17 protein-coding genes and 2 tRNA genes are annotated in these 14,802 nt (G+C 70.0%); 15 read left to right on the plus strand and 4 right to left on the minus strand.

What is annotated here, in order from left to right; translation table 11 throughout:
- Window positions 1-4: 4 nt before the first annotated feature.
- On the plus strand, window positions 5-871 hold the full coding sequence (locus KPL78_RS12385) for a hypothetical protein (RefSeq protein ID WP_219763276.1): 867 nt from the start codon (window positions 5-7) through the stop codon (window positions 869-871).
- 82 nt (window positions 872-953) lie between these two features.
- Here KPL78_RS12385 and KPL78_RS12390 read toward each other — a convergent pair whose 3' ends face one another.
- Window positions 954-2,498, minus strand: a complete 1,545-nt coding sequence (locus tag KPL78_RS12390; RefSeq protein WP_219763277.1) for a DUF6538 domain-containing protein — start codon at window positions 2,496-2,498, stop codon at window positions 954-956.
- Between the two features lie 77 nt (window positions 2,499-2,575).
- Window positions 2,576-2,650 (minus strand) — tRNA-Thr (locus tag KPL78_RS12395).
- Between the two features lie 107 nt (window positions 2,651-2,757).
- On the opposite strand from KPL78_RS12395, the gene KPL78_RS12400 reads away from it, so the two are divergent.
- From KPL78_RS12400 to KPL78_RS12445, 10 genes are all read left to right on the plus strand, one after another.
- A complete protein-coding gene (locus KPL78_RS12400; protein WP_219763278.1) occupies window positions 2,758-2,937 on the plus strand; it encodes a hypothetical protein in 180 nt (59 codons plus the stop codon).
- A gap of 88 nt (window positions 2,938-3,025) precedes the next feature.
- Entirely contained in the window at window positions 3,026-3,580 is a 555-nt protein-coding gene (gene dcd, locus KPL78_RS12405) for a dCTP deaminase (protein ID WP_219763279.1), read from the plus strand.
- A 5-nt stretch (window positions 3,581-3,585) separates the two neighbouring features.
- The gene (murA, locus tag KPL78_RS12410) at window positions 3,586-4,845 is read left to right on the plus strand and encodes a UDP-N-acetylglucosamine 1-carboxyvinyltransferase (protein WP_219763280.1); all 1,260 of its coding nucleotides are present in this window, start codon (window positions 3,586-3,588) and stop codon (window positions 4,843-4,845) included.
- Between the two features lie 50 nt (window positions 4,846-4,895).
- Window positions 4,896-5,603, plus strand: a complete 708-nt coding sequence (gene hisG / locus KPL78_RS12415; protein ID WP_219763281.1) for an ATP phosphoribosyltransferase — start codon at window positions 4,896-4,898, stop codon at window positions 5,601-5,603.
- Window positions 5,604-5,874: 271 nt separating this feature from the next.
- On the plus strand, window positions 5,875-7,167 hold the full coding sequence (gene hisD, locus KPL78_RS12420) for a histidinol dehydrogenase (protein WP_219763282.1): 1,293 nt from the start codon (window positions 5,875-5,877) through the stop codon (window positions 7,165-7,167).
- A gap of 114 nt (window positions 7,168-7,281) precedes the next feature.
- The gene (infA, locus tag KPL78_RS12425) at window positions 7,282-7,500 is read left to right on the plus strand and encodes a translation initiation factor IF-1 (protein WP_026033499.1); all 219 of its coding nucleotides are present in this window, start codon (window positions 7,282-7,284) and stop codon (window positions 7,498-7,500) included.
- 46 nt (window positions 7,501-7,546) lie between these two features.
- A complete protein-coding gene (locus tag KPL78_RS12430) occupies window positions 7,547-8,125 on the plus strand; it encodes a Maf family protein (protein ID WP_219763693.1) in 579 nt (192 codons plus the stop codon).
- Window positions 8,110-9,294, plus strand: coding sequence for a ribonuclease E/G (locus tag KPL78_RS12435; RefSeq protein WP_219763283.1), 1,185 nt, complete (start codon window positions 8,110-8,112; stop codon window positions 9,292-9,294). The genes KPL78_RS12430 and KPL78_RS12435 overlap by 16 nt, the downstream gene beginning before the upstream one ends.
- Window positions 9,284-9,463 carry a DNA gyrase inhibitor YacG gene (gene yacG / locus KPL78_RS12440; protein ID WP_369412744.1) on the plus strand — a complete coding sequence of 60 codons (180 nt, stop codon included), beginning with the start codon at window positions 9,284-9,286 and terminating at the stop codon, window positions 9,461-9,463. The genes KPL78_RS12435 and yacG overlap by 11 nt, the downstream gene beginning before the upstream one ends.
- A 72-nt stretch (window positions 9,464-9,535) precedes the next feature.
- A tRNA-Phe gene (locus KPL78_RS12445) sits at window positions 9,536-9,611 on the plus strand.
- A gap of 106 nt (window positions 9,612-9,717) precedes the next feature.
- On the opposite strand, the gene KPL78_RS12450 is transcribed toward KPL78_RS12445, so the two are convergent.
- Both KPL78_RS12450 and KPL78_RS12455 read right to left on the minus strand, forming a co-directional pair.
- Window positions 9,718-10,110 carry a hypothetical protein gene (locus KPL78_RS12450; RefSeq protein WP_219763285.1) on the minus strand — a complete coding sequence of 131 codons (393 nt, stop codon included), beginning with the start codon at window positions 10,108-10,110 and terminating at the stop codon, window positions 9,718-9,720.
- Between the two features lie 109 nt (window positions 10,111-10,219).
- Window positions 10,220-10,648, minus strand: a complete 429-nt coding sequence (locus KPL78_RS12455; RefSeq protein WP_219763286.1) for a hypothetical protein — start codon at window positions 10,646-10,648, stop codon at window positions 10,220-10,222.
- A gap of 139 nt (window positions 10,649-10,787) precedes the next feature.
- Here KPL78_RS12455 and KPL78_RS12460 point away from each other — a divergent pair, with 139 nt between their 5' ends.
- Genes KPL78_RS12460 through KPL78_RS12475 form a run of 4 tightly spaced genes read left to right on the plus strand, consistent with a single transcriptional unit; the run spans window position 10,788 to window position 14,487 of the window.
- Window positions 10,788-11,702, plus strand: coding sequence for an ABC transporter permease subunit (locus tag KPL78_RS12460; RefSeq protein WP_219763287.1), 915 nt, complete (start codon window positions 10,788-10,790; stop codon window positions 11,700-11,702).
- Window positions 11,699-12,976: a high-affinity branched-chain amino acid ABC transporter permease LivM gene (gene livM, locus KPL78_RS12465; protein ID WP_219763288.1), complete on the plus strand. Its 1,278-nt coding sequence runs from the start codon at window positions 11,699-11,701 to the stop codon at window positions 12,974-12,976. The genes KPL78_RS12460 and livM overlap by 4 nt, the downstream gene beginning before the upstream one ends.
- A 3-nt stretch (window positions 12,977-12,979) precedes the next feature.
- Complete coding sequence (locus tag KPL78_RS12470) at window positions 12,980-13,777, plus strand: ABC transporter ATP-binding protein (protein ID WP_219763289.1); 798 nt, start codon at window positions 12,980-12,982, stop codon at window positions 13,775-13,777.
- Complete coding sequence (locus KPL78_RS12475; protein WP_432761280.1) at window positions 13,774-14,487, plus strand: ABC transporter ATP-binding protein; 714 nt, start codon at window positions 13,774-13,776, stop codon at window positions 14,485-14,487. The genes KPL78_RS12470 and KPL78_RS12475 overlap by 4 nt, the downstream gene beginning before the upstream one ends.
- Window positions 14,488-14,802: the final 315 nt, after the last annotated feature.

A 14,802-nucleotide genomic window follows, 5' to 3' on the forward strand; every position in this document is an offset into this window, starting at 1 on the left:
CCGCATGACCACCGCCCGCCAGGCGCAACTCGCCGCTGACCATGCCCGCTACAAGATCGAAGCCGCAGCACGCCGCGAAGCCGAACGTGCGAAGCGCGCCGCAGAGGTCGCGGAGCGCAGCGCCAAGCGTCGCGAAAGGATGGCGGCAAGTGCCGCCGTGCGGCGAGAGCGCATCGCGTTGCAGGGCCTCCGCGGGTCGATCCGCGCGACACTCGGCCAGCGGCCAGACGTCGCAGCGGAAGCGCTGGTGGCGGAGGACGGAACGCCGTTCGTGAGCATCGAAGTTGGCGCCGATGCCCCCGACGCTCGCCTGTTCGTGCTTCAGCCGGACCCGAAGGGCTCTGGAGCGGTTGTGGCAGACAGTGCGACTGGCGCGGTCGTGGCGCGGGCCAAGACCAGTGAGGCGGCACTCAGGGCCTTCGCATCAACGCTTCCACCGTGTCGCGCCGCACGCATCCCCGCGTGTGCCGCGCCGTCGGAAGACGATGCGACCGCGGCGCCCGCAGCGACCGCGGTGCGCAGCCAATCGGCCGCGCGTGCGGAGACAAAGAGGCGGCGGCGGGTGGGAGTGACATATCGGGCGATGATGCGCCGTGCCTTGCACGGGCACCGCGGCATTGCGGCCGAGGTCCTCTGGACGGACGACGGGATGGCTTACGGAAGCCTTGAGGTCGAGGGCGCATTCGGTCCCTCACTTTTCGTGCTGCAACGCGAGGGTGCGGGATGGGTCGTCGCGGAGAGCGCGCACGGCGCACGAGTGACGCAAGCGAGCGCGGGCACCACTGCCCTGCGCAGTTGGCTGCGCCTTCTGCCGGGCACGGGGCCGCGCGCATTGAAGCGTTCCATGGGACCCGTCCTATGGCCGTCGTGATGGTCCGCCGTGTTTGCCCTTCATCCCGCCGCGACGGCCTGGGGATGATTGTTGACGTCCCCGTCATCGGCGCGGCGGCGCACTAGTCGGCGGCGGAAACGCCCTGGGCCGCGTGTGCGTCCAACGGTGACGGGATGCGGCCCAGGTCCTTCAGCACTTCGTCTGGCATCCCGCGAAACCCGATGCCATAGCCCGCGCCCGCGTTCCGTGGGTTGTGCCGGCCCGTGATGGCGTCCTGCACCTCGGGCAGCGCACGGACCTTCCGCAATTCGTCTTCCATGCGGTGGCGCCAGGAGTGCGCGGGGGCCTTCTTCGGGTCCTTGATCCCCACTGTGCCGCGCATCCATCGACCGAGCTTGCTCTGCGCCGGGACGACGCGGGAGCCGAGCGGGTCGGGCGTCAGGTCAGGAAAGAGTGGGCCATCCGGCTTCGCGGGGAGTTCCTCGACATAGGCCGGGAAGCCCTCGGCGATGACCGCGGGATGCAACGGGACCATGCGTTGCATCGTCGCGTTCTTCCCAGCGCGGGCTTCCGTGGGCCGAATGTCGAGGACTAGCACGTCCCCTTCCTTCCGCACGTCGCAGCGACGGAGTTCCGCGAGCTCCCCAATGCGGGCACCCGTGAAGCACAGGAGCCACGGGAGCCAGCGGAGCGCCCCGCCCTCCTGCCGCGCAGCGGTGAGGATGCGCTTCGCCTCTGCATCGTCGTATGGGGACCGCGGCGGAGGACCGCGACGGTTCACCTTCGGCGCCATCTGCGCGAACGGATTGTCAGCGACCTTCCGGTTCTTCGTCGCCCACCGGAACACGGCTCCCGCATTCAGCACATCGTCAGCGACAGTTCCGGGGTCCCTTCCCTTCGCAAGCCGGGCCTCCTTAAAGCGAACGACCTCATCGGCCGTGATGCGCTGCACGTCGTCATACCCGAGGACTTCGACGAGCCGGCGGAACGTGCCCTGATACTTCTTTAAGGTGGCCCGTGCCGGATGCGCCTCCGCTGCCCATGCGGCGATCAGCACGTCGCCGGTCAGCGCCAGGGCCTTGGGCTTCGCTTGGACGGCCGCGGGGAACTCCGCTTCGGCAGGATCGGGCGACCACCGGCCCATAGCCCGCTGCACGGCGCGGCGGGCAAGGTCGATGCGGGCGCTTGCGATTGACCTCGCCGCCAGCCTCCGAGTTACCGCGTCTGGCGCGATCCCTCGGGCGGCGAGTAGCGCATCGGCCGCCTCTCTGTCTTCTGGCTCGGGAAGAACGTCGCCGTCCTCAGGATCGATGCGGGCGCTTTCGATCACGTCCGCCTCAATGTCACGGCGGTCAGGATCGCCAGGCGCAGCGTCGATCTTCGCCGCCTCCGCGCGATACCATTCGCCCACGATAGCGGCCACCTCGACGGGCGCGAGGGAGGCGGTAGCGCCGCGATGCTGCTCGCGCGCCGCCGCGATCCGCGCTTCGAACTCTGCGATCACGGGCAAGGCCAGTCGCCGGGCCTCCGTGTCGTCCTTCGTGCCGAGCGAGCGCTTCAATTCACGGGTGCCGAGGATGGCGCGCAGAGCTTCGGGCACGCCCTTTCGGACTTCCCAAATGCCGCTCTTTCGGTCCTTCGTCGGTCGCGTCATCACCAAGGCCATGTGCCGCCCCTTTGTGCCTGAGGGGCGCCGCAACGTCCTGATTTTCCGAGAAACTGCGGCCCGTCAAGGGCCTTAGGTGGTGCTGTTGGAGAGGATTGAACTCTCGACCTCTCCCTTACCAAGGGAGTGCTCTACCACTGAGCTACAACAGCGCCGGGCGCGAACGCGGCGCTCTCTCTAAGCGGATGGCTGGCGCTGCGCAACCCCGTCTTGCGCAACCCTCTTGCCCGGTCGCGGCGCCCCCGCCACTTTCCGCCCCATGACCCGCCCGCCCGCGAAACCCCCGAAGCCGGCCGAGGACCGCGCCGCGCGCCTCGCCGCCGCCCTGCGGGAGAACCTCAAGCGCCGCAAGGCCCAGGCCCGCGCGCGGGAGGCCGAGGCCGATGCCGAATCGGACGCCGCGCCGCCTAAGGTTGCCCCCCCACGGCCCATGGGCTAATCGGACGCCCCCGGCGCGACCCGGGGCGCCGCCCGCTTCGCGTCGCGCCCCGGGGGTCGCCCCAACGCCCCAGGCCAGGCCCGTTCCCATGTCCATCATGCCCGACCACTGGATCCGCCGCATGGCGGCCGAACACGGCATGATCGAGCCCTTCGTGGAGGCCCAGCGGCGGGAGGGCGTGATCTCCTACGGCCTGTCCTCCTACGGCTACGACGCCCGGGCGGCCGACGAGTTCAAGATTTTCACGAACGTCGACAACGCGGTGGTCGACCCCAAGGCCTTCTCGGAGGACGGATTCGTCACCCGCAAGGGCCCCGTCTGCATCATCCCGCCCAATTCCTTCGTGCTGACCCATACGGTGGAATATTTCCGCATCCCCCGCGACGTGCTGGTGATCTGCCTCGGCAAGTCGACCTATGCCCGCTGCGGGCTGATCGTGAACGTCACGCCGCTGGAACCCGAATGGGAGGGCCAGGTGACCATCGAGATCAGCAACACCACCCCCCTGCCCGCCAAGGTCTATGCCAATGAAGGCGTCTGCCAATTCCTGTTTCTGAGTGGGGAGAGCGCGCCGGAAGTCAGCTATGCCGACCGCCGCGGCAAATACATGGGCCAGCGCGGCGTCGCGCTGCCGAGGCTGTAACGCGCATGGACCGCATCCGCATCCGCGGCGGCAAGCCGCTCTCGGGCACCATCGCCATCTCCGGCGCCAAGAACGCCGCGCTGCCGCTGATGGCGACGGCCCTGCTGTCGGACGGGCCGCTGACGCTGACCAACGCGCCGGACCTCGCCGACGTCACCACCATGGCGGGGCTGCTGGCCCAGCACGGGCTGGATGTGCAGCGGGACAAGGCCGCGCGCACCATCACCATGTCCGGGGCGGCGAGCAACCTCGAAGCGCCCTATGACCTGGTGCGCAAGATGCGCGCCTCGGTGCTGGTGCTCGGGCCGCTGGTCGCACGCTTCGGCCGGGCGCGCGTGTCCCTGCCCGGCGGCTGCGCCATCGGCACGCGGCCGGTCGATCTGCACCTCAAGGCGCTCGAACAGATGGGTGCCGAGATCGAGATCACCGCGGGCTACATCGAGGCCCGCGCGCCGCAGGGCCTGAAGGGCGCGCGCATCATCTTCCCGCAGGTCTCGGTGGGCGCGACCGAGAACATCCTGATGGCCGCGACCCTCGCCGAAGGCACGACCGAGATCGTCAACGCCGCGCGCGAGCCCGAGATCACCGACCTCGCCGCCTGCCTGATGCGCATGGGCGCGCGGATCGAGGGCATCGGCACCGACCGCCTGGTGGTGGAGGGCGTGAAGACCCTCGGTTCCGCCGTCCACCCGATCATCCCCGACCGCATCGAGGCGGGCACCTATGCCTGCGCGGCCGCCATCACCGGCGGCCAGGTGCTGCTGGGTGGCGCGCGGCTGGACCATCTCGGCGCGGTCGTGCGCATCCTGCGCGATGCCGGGGTGGACGTGGCCGAGGCGCATGGCGGCCTCAAGGTCTCGCGCCTGAATGGCCTGCGCGGCACCGATGTGATGACCGAGCCCTTCCCCGGCTTCGCCACCGACATGCAGGCCCAGTTCATGGCCCTGATGTGCGTGGCCGAAGGGGCGGCGATGATCACCGAGACGATCTTCGAGAACCGCTTCATGCATGTGCCCGAACTGTCCCGCATGGGCGCGCGCATCAATTTCCACGGCGCCTCGGCCATCGTGCGCGGCGTGCCGAAGCTGTCCGGCGCGCCGGTCATGGCGACCGACCTGCGGGCCTCCGTCTCGCTGATCCTCGCCGGCCTCGCCGCCGAGGGCGAGACCATCGTCAACCGCGTCTACCACCTCGACCGCGGCTATGAGCGGGTCGAGGCGAAGCTCGCAGCGGTCGGCGCCGACATCGAACGGTTGCCGGGCTGACATGCAATGGCGATGACGCCCGCGCAGCCATTCCTGGTGTAGAGACCGCCATGGATCACGCCCTTCCCACCCCGATCACCCCCTCGACCCCCGAGGATGCCGGCCCGATCGTGCTGGCCCTGCCGAAGGGGCGCATCCTGTCGGAACTCGCGCCCGTCCTGGCCCGTGCGGGCATCACCCCCGCTGCGGACTATGCCGACGAGAGCAGCCGGCGGCTGCGCTTCCCTACGGATGATCCCTCGCTCGACGTCATCCGCGTGCGGTCCTTCGACGTCGCGACCTTCGTCGCCCATGGCGCCGCCCAGATCGGCGTCTGCGGCGCCGATGTGCTGATGGAATTCGACTACCCGGAGATCTACGCGCCGCTCGACCTCGGCATCGGCCGCTGCCGCGTATCCATCGCCGAACCGGTCGCCGCCGAGCCCGACGACCCCAGCCGCTGGTCGCGCGTCACCGTCGCGACCAAATACCCGAACATCGCCCAGCGCCACTTCGCCGCGCATGGCGTGCAGGCGGAGATCGTGCACCTGAACGGGGCGATGGAGCTCGCCCCGTCCATGGGGCTGTCACGGCTGATCGTGGACCTGGTGCAGACGGGGTCCACGCTGAAGGCGAACGGGCTGAAGGAAACCGAGGTGATCGCGCACGTCACCTCGCGCCTCGTCGTCAACCGCACGGCGCTGAAGACGCGGCCGGAGGCGATCGGGGCGTGGATCGCGCGGTTCCGCGCGGCGCTCGCCGAACGCGACGCGCGATGACGGGGCGGGGGACGCAGAGAGGGGCTTTGCCCCTCTCCGCACCTCACCCCACCAAAGGCCACAGGGCCTTTGGAAACCGATACCGGGTGCCTTGCACCGCGGGTCGGCATCTTGTTGACCGGGGCACCGGGCACGTAGCGCAACAGCGCCATGCCGGCATGCCTGCCCCGCCCAACGCCAAGTATCGGTTTCCAAAGGCCCTGTGGCCTTTGGCGGGGTGGCTTGGAGGGGCAGAGCCCCGCCACCAGCGCCCTCCCCAGGATGTTCCCGCATGAAGCGCCTGACCACCACCGACCCCGATTTCGAGCCCGCCTTCACCGCCCTGCTCGACGACGCGCGCGAGACGACCGCGCGGGTGGACGCCGCCGTGGCCGGCATCATCGCCGATGTGCGAGCGCGGGGTGATGCGGCGCTCATGGACCTCACCGCGCGATTCGATGGCTGGACGCCGAAGAGCGCCGACGCGCTCCGCGTCACGGCTGAGGAGATCGAGGCCGCCGATGCCCGCATCGACGCGGAACGCCGCGCCGCGCTGAACCTCGCCGCCGAGCGCATCGAGGCGTTCCACCGCGCGCAGTTGCCGCGCGACCTCGAGATGACGGATGCGGCCGGGCTGACGCTCGGCATGCGCTGGGGGGCGATCGACGCGGTCGGCATCTATGTCCCGGGCGGCAAGGCGGCCTATCCGTCCTCCGTGCTGATGAATGCGATCCCGGCGCGGGCGGCGGGTGTTGCGCGCATCGCCATGTGCGTGCCGACGCCGGAGGGGGAGACCAATCCCCTCGTCCTCGCCGCGGCGAAGCGGGCCGGGGTGAGCGAGATCTTCCGCATCGGCGGGGCCCAGGCGATCGCGGCCATGGCCTGGGGCACCGCCTCAATTGCGCCGGTCGATCGCATCTGCGGCCCCGGCAATGCCTATGTCGCGGAGGCAAAGCGCCAGGTCTTCGGGCGAGTGGGCATCGATTCGATCGCCGGCCCGTCCGAGGTGGTGGTGATCGCCGATGCCGCCAACGATCCGCGCCATGTGGCGGTCGACCTGTTGGCGCAGGCGGAGCACGACGAAAGCGCCCAGTCCATCCTGATCACGCCGGATGCCGGCCTGGCCGAGGCAGTGGTCGCGGCTGTCGAATCCGAACTGCGCCACCTGCCGCGCGCGGCCATCGCCGGCGAATCCTGGGCGCGGCACGGCGCGGTGATCCTGGTGCGGGACCTCGCCGAGGCAGCCGCCCTGACCAATCGGCTGGCGCCGGAGCATCTGCAACTCATGGTGGATCAGCCCCGCGCCCTGCTTGCGCAGGTCCGGCATGCGGGGGCGGCTTTCCTCGGGCGCTTCTGTCCGGAAGCGGTGGGAGACTATGTCGCGGGGCCGAATCACGTGCTGCCGACAGGGCGCACGGCGCGATTCGCCTCGGGGCTCTCGGTGTTCGATTTCCTCAAGCGCACCACCTGGGTGGAGGCGGATGAGGCCGCTCTCGCGGCCGTGGGACCGGCCGCCGTGGTGCTGGGCGAAGCCGAGGGCCTGACCGCCCATGCACGGAGCGTGGCGCTGCGTCTCGGCGGTTGAGGCCTCGCCGCGCTTGACCCGCGCGGCCCCCGAGACCATTTTCCCGCCGATTTCACGTGGCGCGCCGCGCCGCGAACCTCCATGCGCGCCCTGCGCGCCAGACAATGAGGCCCGATGTCCAAGGAAGACATGATCGAGTTCAGCGGCCAGGTCGTTGAACTTCTCCCCAACGCCATGTTCCGCGTGAAGCTGGACAATGACCACATGGTCCTCGCGCACACCTCCGGGAAGATGCGCAAGAACCGCATCCGCGTGCTCGCCGGTGACCGCGTGAATGTCGAGATGACGCCCTACGACCTGACCAAGGGCCGCATCACGTTTCGATTCAAGTGACCGGCATGCGCCGGGGCCGCTTCAAGTAACCGCGCCCGTGACCGAGATGCGCCCGCCGCTGGTGCTCGCGAGCGCCAGTCCGCGGCGCTTGGATCTCCTTGCCCGCCTCGGCATCGTGCCGGACCGGGTGGTTGCCACCGACATCGACGAGACCCCACTGAAGGGCGAGATCCCGCGGCCCCATGCCGCGCGTCTGGCGCTTGCCAAGGCGGAAGCCGGGGCTGCTGCGGCGCCTGGAGCGATTGTGCTGGCGGCCGATACCGTGGTCGGCGTGGGCCGCCGAATCCTGCCCAAGGCCGAGACCGAGGATCAGGCGCGCGAATGCCTCGATCTGCTCTCGGGGCGCCGGCATCGCGTGACGACGGCGGTGGTGCTGGCCCTGCCTGATGGGCGGCGGCTGAAACGGTCCGTGGAAAGCCAGGTGACGTTCCAGCGCCTGACGGGGCAGCAGGTAGTTGACTACCTCACCCGTGGGGAGTGGCAGGGCAAAGCGGGCGGCTACGCCATCCAGGGGCGGGCTGAGGCCTTCATCCGCTTCCTCTCTGGCAGCCATTCCAACGTGGTGGGGTTGCCGCTGTTCGAGACAGCGCAGTTGCTGCGCGGCATCGGATGGCTGCGGCCCTAGACCCCCGCGCGCCCAGTGGCGCGGCAATCCTCGTCAGCGCCTCGCCCGGCGAGCTGCGCACGGCGCTGCTGGAAGGCGGCGTGCTGACCGAGGCCTGGGTGGAGCGCCCTGCCCGCCCCGATGGCGTGGGGGACCTCCAGCGCGGCCGCGTGAGCGCGGTGGCCCCCGCCATGGCCGGGGCTTTCATCGCCCTGGCCGGTGGCGAGACCGGCTTCCTGCCGGAGAGCGAGGCCAGTGCCGAACGTCGCCCCATCGCCGCCGCGGTGCAGGAGGGACTGATCCTGCCGCTGCGCGTGACCCGCGCGGCGCAGGGCGGCAAGGGGCCGCGCGTGACCGCCCGGCTGTCCGAGGCCGAATCGGCCGCGGTCGCCGCCGCGCCGGCCGGTGCGCCGCGGCTCGTGGCGCGCGGTCCGAGCGCGGCGGCGCGGCTCGCCGCGCGCTACCCGGCGGCCGAGCTGCGGGTGGACAGCGCGGCGCTGATGGCCCGGCTGCGCGCGGGTCTGGGGGACCGCGTGCGCCTGGTGGCCTCCCCGGCCTTCGATGATGCGCTGGAGGCCGAGTTCGACGTCCTGGCCGGCCCGGAGGCCCCCCTGCCGGGCGGTGGACGGCTGCTGATCCATCCGACGCCGGCGCTGACGGCGATCGACATGGATGCCGGCAGCGCCGCCGGCGCGCGCGGCACGCAGGCCGTGGTCGCGCTGAACCGGGACGCGCTGCCGGAACTCGCCCGACAGATCCGCGCACGCAATCTGGCCGGCGCGCTCCTGGTCGATTTCGCAGGGCTGACGCCCAAACGGCGGGAGGCTCTGGCTGAGCCGCTGCGCGCCGCATTGGCGCCCGACCGCCATGCGCGGCTGCTGGGCTTTACGCATCTGGGCATGGCCGAGATCGTGCGCGACCGCATCCACCCGCCGCTGCATGAGGTGCTGGGGCGGCCGGCTTCGGCCCTGACACGGGGGCTCGCCGCACTGCGCCAGGCGGTGCGGGAGGCGGCCGCACGGCCTGGCGCGCGATTCGCGCTGCGCGCGACGCCGGCTGTCGTCGCAGCCTTGCAAGGCCTGCCTGGCGCGTTGGAAGACCATGCGGCCGAGGCCGGCGCGGCATTGGCCCTGGTGCCCGATGCCGCGGCCAGCGAGCCTGTTATCGAGGAGATGCGCCGTGGCGGATGACCGATCGCCGCCCCGCCCCCTGCCCCGCTGCCCGATCTGCCGCCGCCCGGCACAGGAGGCCGCGCGGCCCTTCTGTTCGGCGCGCTGCGCGCAGGTCGATCTGGGGCGCTGGATGACGGAGAGCTACGCCATCCCGGCCGCGCCGGCCGATGATGAAGAAGAGCGCTGACCCGGCTGGACAGGCGCGGCGTGGTCCGCTATTCCCCGCGGCCTCGCCGGGTTCCCACGGGAACCTCAATGGGCCCAGGTAGCTCAGTTGGTAGAGCATGCGACTGAAAATCGCAGTGTCGGTGGTTCGATTCCGCCCCTGGGCACCATTCCCCTTCTCTCATCGCGACATCGGCTGACCTTGTCCCATAGCCGCCCTGAGCCGTGGGCACGATTGCACCATGGCGCGGCGCGCCTCGTGCCCGCGCTGCCCGTCTATTGCAGCAACGGCCGGTAGCGATCGCGGTAGCCGAACAGCAGAAGCGCCGTCAGCGCGGCAAGCACCGCCGCCACCGGGATCCCCCCCGGGTTCAGCACCAGGTGGAACAGCACGATCACGGTGATGATCGGCAGCAGGGCCAGCAGCGCCAGCGCAGGGAAGCGGTTGAACAGCAGGCACAGCCCGGCGACGAGGTCGATTGATTTCATCAACGGCCAGATAAAGCCGCTTTCCTTCAGCGCGGCCTCGAAGCGCAGCCCGATATCGGAGGTGGGCGGGTGGATCAGGTTTCCACCGGTGAAGATCCAGAAGAAGCCATCGGCGGCACTGACCAGGAACAGCAGGCCGAGCAGGATGCGCGGCACATCGACGGTAAAACGGCGGACCATCGGAAACCTCCAGCAGGGGAACGATGTGCGCTTCCTGCCGGGCCACGCGGCGCGCGGCAAGCGCCGCACGCCACGCGGTGTGATCCGCTTCAGGGGTCTCGGCGCCGCCTCAGCCGCCGACCACCGGCGGCATCGGACCGGTCGGCGTGGCGCGGAAGGACATCGTCCCCACCGGCTGGCCGTTCAGGCTGATGCCGCAGTCGAACTGGCGATCGGCGCGCGCGAGCTCCCGGGACCGGCAGGCGGCGGCGAGCGGCATGGTGCCGGCATAGCCTTCCAGCGTCGTCACGCCATAGGTCACGAGGTTGCCCGAGATCGCCGTCTGGCCGTTCGCGCGGATGACGAGGTCGTGGCGCGGTTCCGTGCTCGACCCTCCGACCGGGATGCGGCTCGTCGTCATCTCGCCGGACAGCACGACCTGCTGGCCCGTCATGGGCATGACCACGGCGAGGTCCGCCGCGCGCGATACGCCTGGCGCAGTCTGCGCGCAGGCTGACAGCGCGAGGAGGGAAAGGCCTGCCAGGGCAGTGCGTCGCATGGGTCCTTCTCCGTCTTTGCTTGACGGAGCCATCAACGCCGCCCCCGCAACGAAGTTGCGATCGGGACCGAATCCGCTTCCGGCCGCCCCCGCCCTGCCCTAGCGTTCCCGGCAAGGGAGACTGATCGACGGGGGTTCCGTGGCCTATGCGCTGCAGCAGCTGATCAACGGGGTCAGCCTTGGCATGATCTACGGGCTGATCGCCGTGGGCTACACCATGGTCTACGGCATCATCGGGATGATCAACTTCGCCCATGGCGACATCTTCATGATCGGCGCCTTCGTCGCGCTGATCTCGGTCGTCATGTTCGTCTCGGGCGGCATCATGGAAGGACCGGCGGCGATCCTGCTCGTGCTGCTGATCTCCATGTGCATCACCGCGCTGTATGGCTGGACGGTGGAACGCGTGGCCTATCGGCCGCTGCGCGGGTCTTTCCGCCTGGCGCCGCTGATCTCGGCCATCGGCATGTCGATCGTGCTGCAGAACTACGTGCAGGTGGCGCAGGGCGCGCGCGTGAAGCCGATCGACGCGATGCTGCCGGGCGGGGTGACGATCGTCGAGCACCAATCCTTCGTCGTGCAATTCTCCTACATGCAGATGCTGATCATCACGGTGACGCTCGCCGTGCTCGCGATCTTTACCTGGCTGGTAACGCGCACGCCGCTCGGCCGCGCGATGCGCGCCTGCGAGCAGGACCGCAAGATGGCGGCACTGCTCGGCATCGACACCGACCGGACCATCAGCCTGACCTTCGTGATCGGCGCGGCGCTCGCCGCCGTGGCGGGCACGATGTTCCTGCTGCGCTATGGCGTGATCGACTTCTACATCGGCTTCCTCGCCGGGGTGAAAGCCTTCACCGCGGCCGTGCTCGGCGGCATCGGGTCGCTGCCCGGCGCGGTGCTCGGCGGCCTTCTGATCGGGCTGATCGAGACCTTCTGGTCGGCCTATTTCTCGGTGCAGTACAAGGATGTCGCGGCCTTCTCCATCCTCGCCATCACCCTGATCTTCATGCCGACCGGGCTGCTCGGCCGGGCGGAGGTCGAGAAGGTATGACCCCGGCCGTCCTGAAGGACGCCGCGCTGACCGCGCTCGTCGCCTTCGGCCTCTTCGCGCCGATGGTGGGGCTGCGCACCGATGTCGGGCCGACCGGCGAACTGGTGCTGCGCCAGCGCTGGGGCGATGTGGCGATCCTGGTCGGCATCGCCTTCGTGGGACGCATCGCGCTGATGGCCTGGCGCGCCGTCCGCGGCGAACCGAAGCCGCCTTCGGCCGCACGCACCGAGGCGATCCGCCGCGCCGGGACCTTCGTCGCGCCGGTGCTGCTCGCCTTCGCCGTCGCCCTGCCGCTCATTCCCGGCACCGGCCGCTATGAGCTCGACCTCGGCATCCTGGTGCTGACCTATGTCATGCTCGGCTGGGGGCTGAACATCGTGGTCGGGCTCGCCGGGCTGCTCGACCTCGGCTACGTCGCCTTCTACGCGGTCGGGGCCTATTCCTACGCCCTTCTGGCGACGAATTTCGGGTTGTCCTTCTGGATCTGCCTGCCGCTGGCCGGCATCCTCGCTTCATTCTGGGGCATCCTGCTCGGCTTCCCGGTGCTGCGGCTGCGCGGGGATTACCTCGCCATCGTCACCCTCGCCTTCGGCGAGATCATCCGCATCGTCCTGCTGAACTGGGTCAGCCTGACCGGCGGCCCGAACGGCGTGTCGGGCATCCCGCGCCCGACCTTCTTCGGCCTGTCCTTCTCGATGTCCGGCGAGCCCGACACCTTCGCCGGCTTCTTCGGCATCGAGCCGTCACCGAGCCATCGGGTGATCTTCCTCTACTACCTGATCCTGGGCCTCGCGCTGCTGACCAACTGGGTGTCGATCCGGCTGCGCCGCCAGCCGCTCGGCCGCGCCTGGGAAGCGTTGCGGGAGGATGAGATCGCCTGCCGTGCCCTCGGCATCAACATCACCGCGACCAAGCTGACCGCCTTCGCGCTCGGGGCGATGTTCGCCGGCTTCGCGGGGTCCTTCTTCGCCACGCGGCAGGGCTTCATCAGCCCGGAATCCTTCACCTTCATCGAAAGCGCGATCATCCTCGCCATCGTCGTCCTCGGCGGCATGGGCAGCCAGATCGGCATCGCCATCGCCGCGCTGGTGATGATCGGCGGGTTCGAGGTGTTCCGCGACCTCGACGAATGGCGGATGCTCGTCTTCGGCGGCGCGATGGTGCTGATCATGGTGGTGCGGCCGCGCGGGTTGGTGGGGCATCGCACGCCCACGGTGGCGCTCGGCGAGCGGCGGAGCATCAGCGCCGAGCACGTCGCCGAGGGGCATGGCTGAGGCATGACGGCCCCCATTCTCGAAGCCGAGAACCTGACCATGCGCTTCGGCGGCCTGGTCGCCGTCGATACCGTCACCTTCGCCGCCCTGCGCGGTGGCATCACCGCCATCATCGGCCCCAACGGCGCGGGCAAGACGACGCTGTTCAACTGCATCACGGGCTTCTACCGGCCATCCGCCGGCACGCTGCGCCTTCACCCGGATGGCGCGCCGATCGAATTGCAGCGCCTGCCCGGCCACCACATCGCCCGCGCCGGCGTCGCCCGCACCTTCCAGAACATCCGGCTGTTTCCCGGCATGACGGTGCTCGAGAACCTGCTCGTCGCGCAGCACAACACGCTGATGGCCGCGACCGGCTTCGGCATCGGCGCGCTGCTGGGCTCGCGCCGCTATCGCCGCGCCGAGAAGGCCGCCATCGAGAAGGCGAAGCACTGGCTGGAACAGACCGCGCTGATCGAACGCGCGGACGACCCCGCCGGCGCCTTGCCCTATGGCCAGCAGCGCCGCGTCGAGATCGCTCGCGCCATGTGCACCGATCCCGCGCTGCTCTGCCTGGACGAACCCGCCGCCGGCCTCAACCCGCGGGAATCCGCCGAATTGTCCGGCCTGCTCCGCCGCATCCAGGCCGGCGGCTGCTCCATCCTGCTGATCGAGCATGACATGGGCGTGGTCATGGGCATCTCCGACCGCATCGTCGTGCTGGACCACGGCCGCAAGATCGCCGACGGCACGCCCGCCGAGATCCGCGCCGATCCGCGCGTCATCGCCGCCTATCTCGGCGAGGGGGATGACGAGGCATGACCATGCTCGCCGTCGACACCGTCTCAACCGCCTATGGCGCCGTGCAGGCGCTGCGGGAGGTGTCCATCACCGTCGCGCAGGGCGAGATCGTCACGCTTGTGGGCGCCAACGGCGCGGGCAAATCCACCCTGCTGATGACGATCTGCGGCGATCCCCGCGCACGGTCCGGCCGTGTGGTCTTCGAGGATCGCGACATCACCGCCCTGCCGACGCATGAGATCATGCGCCTCGGCTTGGCACAGGTGCCGGAAGGCCGCCGCGTCTTCCCGCGCATGTCGGTGATGGAGAACCTGCTGATGGGCGCGCAGGTCGCCAGGCACGATCCCGCCCCGCTGCTGCGCCAGGTCTTCGCCCTGTTCCCCCGGCTGGAGGAACGCCAGTCCCAGCGCGGCGGCACGCTGTCGGGGGGCGAGCAGCAGATGCTCGCCATCGGCCGGGCGCTGATGTCGAAGCCGCGGCTGCTGCTGCTGGACGAGCCCTCCCTCGGCCTCGCACCCCTGATCGTGCGGCAGATCTTCGCCGCGATCCGGGAGCTGAACGAGAAGGAAGGGCTGACCGTGCTGCTGGTGGAGCAGAACGCCTACCAGGCACTGCGGCTGGCGCATCGGGGGTATGTGCTGGTGAACGGGCGGATCACCCTGGCAGGGTCGGGGCGGGAACTGCTCGCCATGCCGGAGGTGCGGGACGCGTATCTGGGCGGGGGGCACTAGACGTCCCGGAGAGGGGCTTTTCCCCTCTCCGTCCCTCTCCCCACCAAAGGCCCGGGGCCTTTGGAAACCGTCACCTGGCGCCGGGCGCCATGGGCGGGAATGGGTGCCGTAACCCGCTCCCGCGCCCGGAAGGCGCTGAGGGGGTTCCGGATGCCCGATATGCCCGGCGCCAGAAGATTGCGGTCCAGGATGCCCAGCATCCAGGGGCACCCATCGGCGTTGCGCAGCACCGTCGATGGGGCCCCGATGGTGGGGTGAGGTTTGGAGAGGGACAAAGCCCCTCTCCAATTCCTCTTCGGCCTAACCTATCTCCCA

The sequence above is a fragment of the Roseomonas alba genome (assembly GCF_019430885.1).
Lineage (GTDB): Bacteria > Pseudomonadota > Alphaproteobacteria > Acetobacterales > Acetobacteraceae > Neoroseomonas > Neoroseomonas alba.